Raw genomic sequence first — 4,047 nt, 5'->3', positions numbered from 1 at the left:
GACCACGCTGCCGGAGCCGGCGAGCATCGCGTAGCCCTCGAGCTGGGCGTCGGCGCCCGCCGCGCCGACCGCGTAGTCGTGATACATCACGCCCGCGTAGACACCGGTCCGGCTGCCCTTCAGCGTGCCCGGCTTGATCCCGGCGCGCTCCAGCACCTGCCATGCCGTCTCCAGCAGCAGCCGCTGCTGCGGGTCCATGGCCAGCGCCTCACGTGGATTCACCCCGAAGAAGGCCGCGTCGAACGCGGCGGCGTCGCGAACGAAACCGCCCTCGCTCGCATAGCTGGTCCCGGGATGGTCCGGGTCCGGGTGGAACAGCCCCGCCAGGTCCCAGCCGCGGTCGTCCGGGAACGCCCCGATCGCGTCCCGCCCCGAGGCCACCAGATCCCACAGATCCTCCGGCGAACCGACGCCGCCGGGGTAGCGGCCCGCCATGGAGACGATCGCGATCGGCTCGTCGTCCGCCGCGACGGCCGGGGCTCGAACTGCGGCGCGAGCCACGCTCCGACCAGCTGCTCCTTGCCCGCCGTACGCATCGCTCAGCCGCGTCACCAGGTACCCGGCCAGCGCCTGCGGTGTCGGGTAGTCGAACACCAGGGTGGTGGGCAGGCGGACGCCGGTCGCGGCCGACAGCCGGTTCCGGAGTTCCACGGCGGTCAGGGAGTCGAATCCCAGGTCCTTGAACGACGCCTCGACGCGCAATTCGTCGGCAGAACGGTGCCCGAGCGCGCCCGCCGCGCAGTCGGCCACCACGCCGAGCAGCACCTCCAGCCGACCGGTTTCGTCCAGCTCCGCCAGCCGATCCGCCAGTTCCGTGCCGACTGCTGCCCCGCCCGCACCACCGGTTTCACGCGCTGCGGCCCTGCGCTGCGGTCCGCTCGCCGCGCCGCCACCGCCGAAGGCGACGAGAGCGCGCCGGTTCAGATGCGCGGCCAACAGATAGGGGTCTCCGTGCCGCAGGGCGAGCTCCAGGAGGGCCAGCGCCTGCTCGGTGGTCAGGGGCGTGCTCCCCGAGCGGCTGAGCCGTGCACGGTCGGCCTCCGTCAGATGGCCGGTCATGCCGCTCGCTTCGTCCCAAAGGCCCCACCCGACCGACACTCCGGGCTGCCCGGCCGCCCGGCGGTGGGCGGCCAGCCCGTCGCAGAAGGCGTTCGCGGCGGTGTAGTTCGCCTGCCCGCCGTTGCCCAGACAGGCGGCGGCCGAGGAGAACAGTACGAACATGCTCAACGGCAGATCCGCCGTCGCCCGGTGCAGATTCAGCGCCCCGGCAGCCTTCGGCGCCCAGACGCGGGCCAGGCGCTCAGGCGACTGCGCGGACAGTACAGCGTCGTCCAGCACGCCTGCCGCGTGCACCACACCTGTGAGCGGATGCGCGGGGTCGATCCCCGCGACCAGTTCGTCGACGGCCCCGGCATCGGCCACGTCCACCGCGACGAGGCGGACATCGGCGCCGAGACCGGTGAGCCGTTCGGCCAGGTCCCGCGCACCGGGAGCCTCCGGACCTCGGCGTCCGACCAGCACCAGATGACCGACGCCCCGCGACCGAACGAGATGTTCGGCGACCAGACCGCCCACCGTTCCGGTGCCACCGGTGATCAGCACCGTGCCGTGCGGGTCCAACTCGGGCGGTTGTTCGTCCGAGCCGCGGCGCCTGCTCTCGCCACCGCGCGACAGCCGGGGTACGAGCACCCGCCCGTCCCGCACCGCCACCTGCGGCCGGTCGGCCGCCAGCGCGCTCCGTACCGCTCCGATCGCCGTGTCGACCTCGGCGCCGTCGCCGAGGTCGAGCAGCACGAACCGGTCCGGCTCCTCCACCTGCGCGCTGCGCACCAGCCCCCACACAGCTGCGCCCGCCGGGTCGGCGTCACCGTCATCGGCATCGACGGCGCCCCTGGTGACCACCACCAGTCGCGAGTCGGCCAGCCGTGCCTCGGCCAACCACCCCCGCAGGAGGGCCAGCACGTGCTGCGTCGTCTCCAGTCCGTCCCCGGCGGCCTCGACGCCCGCCAGGACCACCGGGGGCGCGGCGGCCCCCGCGTCGAGCGCCGTCACCAACGCATCGAGATCGGCGTACCCGGTGGCGGTGGCAGTGGCAGTGGGGCCCGGGTCCATCGGTGCGGGAAGCGGATCGGTGCCCAGCACCGCCCAGTCCTCCCCGGCAGCCGGTCCCGGCGCGACGTTCGCGTCGTCGGCGAGCGGAACCCAGTCCAGGGTGAACAGTGCTCGCCCGTCGTCCCTGTCCGCCGCCCGCAGTCGTTCGGCCTCGACCGGGTACAGCACCAGCGAGTCCACACTCAGCACCGGCGCACCGAGCGGGTCCGTCACACTCACCCGCAGGGAGCGTTCACCCTGCGCCCCCTCCTCTCCGGCCGTGATCCGTACCCGTACGGTCGTGGCGTCGGCGGCCCGGAGCACGACACCGTTCCAGGCGAACGGCAGCCACGCCCGGTCGTCGTCCGGGGCTTCGGTCAGCAGGAGACCGGGGTGCAGCGCGGCGTCCAGCAGCGCGGGATGGATCCCGAACCCCTCGGGCCCGCCCGCCGCCTCCGGCAGTTCCACCTCCGCCAGCAGTTCCCGCCCGTCGTGCCCGTCCCGCCAGACGGCCCGCACCCCCTGGAAGGCCGGACCGTACCCGTATCCGAAGGCCGCAGCACGTTCGTAGAACCCGTCGATGTCCACGGGCTCCGCACTCGAAGGCGGCCAGACGGACTCCCCGTCCGAAGCGGACTCGGCAGCCGGCCGGGGCCCGAGCGTGCCCTCGGCATGACACAGCCAGCCGTTCGCGTCATGTTCCTCCTGGACGGGCCGTGCGTAGATCCGTATGCGGCGGCGGCCGTCGGGCGTTGCTGCCTCCACCAGTACCTGGACGTTGACCGCCCCGTTCTCCGGCAGTACGAGCGGTGCTTGCAGGACCAGTTCCTCGACACCGCCGCACCCGACCTCGTCGGCCGCACGCAACGCCCACTCCGCCATCGCCGCACCAGGCACCAGCACCGACCCCAACACCCGATGATCGGCCAACCAACGCTGCTCCCCCGACGCCGCCACCCGCCCCGTCAGGACCACGTTGCTCTCGTCGGCAACCTCCATCGCCCCGCCCAGCAACGGGTGCCCGGACGCCACCATCCCGAGCCCGACGGCATCGCCGGTACCGCTCCCCGTTCCGTCGAGCCAGTAGCGCTGGCGCTGAAAGGCGTAGGTGGGCAGATCGATGGTGGGTCCGGGCGGGAACCAGGGGGTCCAGTCGATGTCGTGGCCATGGGTGTGGAGTTGAGCGAGAGCGTAGGCGAAGGCGCGCGTCTCGGGTTGCTTGGCGGTGAGGAGCGGGACGGTCAGCGGATTGCTGTCCAGGGTGTGTTGGGTGGCGGTGGTCAGGACGGGGTCGGGGCCGAGTTCGAGGTAGGTGTGGGTGCCCAGATGGGTGAGGGCGGGGGCGAAGTGGACCGGCTGGCGGATGTGGTCGCACCAGTAGCCGGGGGTGGCGATGCGCTCGTCGGCGGGCCGCCCGGTCAGGTTGCTGATCAGTGGGAGGGAGAGTGGCTGGTAGTCCAGGCCCTCGATGGCCCGTCGGAAGTCCTCCAGCATCGGTTCCATCAACGGAGAGTGGAAAGCGTGGCTGACCGCCAGCCGCTTGGTCTTACGCCCCCGGGACTTCCACTCCGCCGCCAGCTCCAGCACCGGTTCCTCCGGACCGGAGATCACGGTGCTGGTGGGCGTGTTCAGCGCGGCAACCGCCACACCCTCGGGCAGCGCCAACTCATCGGCACCCGCCTCCACCGCCACCATCGCCCCACCCTCGGGCAGCGCCCCCATCAACGTCGCCCGGGCCGCCACCAGCGCGCACGCGTCCTCCAGCGAGAACACCCCGGCGATGTGCGCGGCACTCACCTCACCGATGGAGTGGCCCACCACCGCATCCGGACGCACCCCGAACGAACCCAACAACCGCGCCAGCCCCACCTGCAGCGCAAACAACCCCGCCTGCGCACACGTCGTGTGCTCCAACCGCTCCGCACTGCCCTCGAACACCACCTCCCGCAACGAAAC

At 72.5% G+C, this 4,047-nt stretch carries 1 protein-coding gene; it reads right to left on the bottom strand.

Going from position 1 to position 4,047, the window contains the following annotated elements; translation table 11 throughout:
* Positions 1-4,047 (bottom strand): type I polyketide synthase (locus tag JW613_RS35390; protein WP_209215300.1); only part of this gene is annotated, 4,047 nt, incomplete at both ends.

Source organism: Streptomyces smyrnaeus (genome assembly GCF_017676345.1).
Classification (GTDB): Bacteria; Actinomycetota; Actinomycetes; order Streptomycetales; family Streptomycetaceae; genus Streptomyces; species Streptomyces smyrnaeus.
The sequence above is the reverse complement of the archived record's forward strand: the minus strand, read 5'-3'. Positions and strand labels throughout refer to the sequence as shown.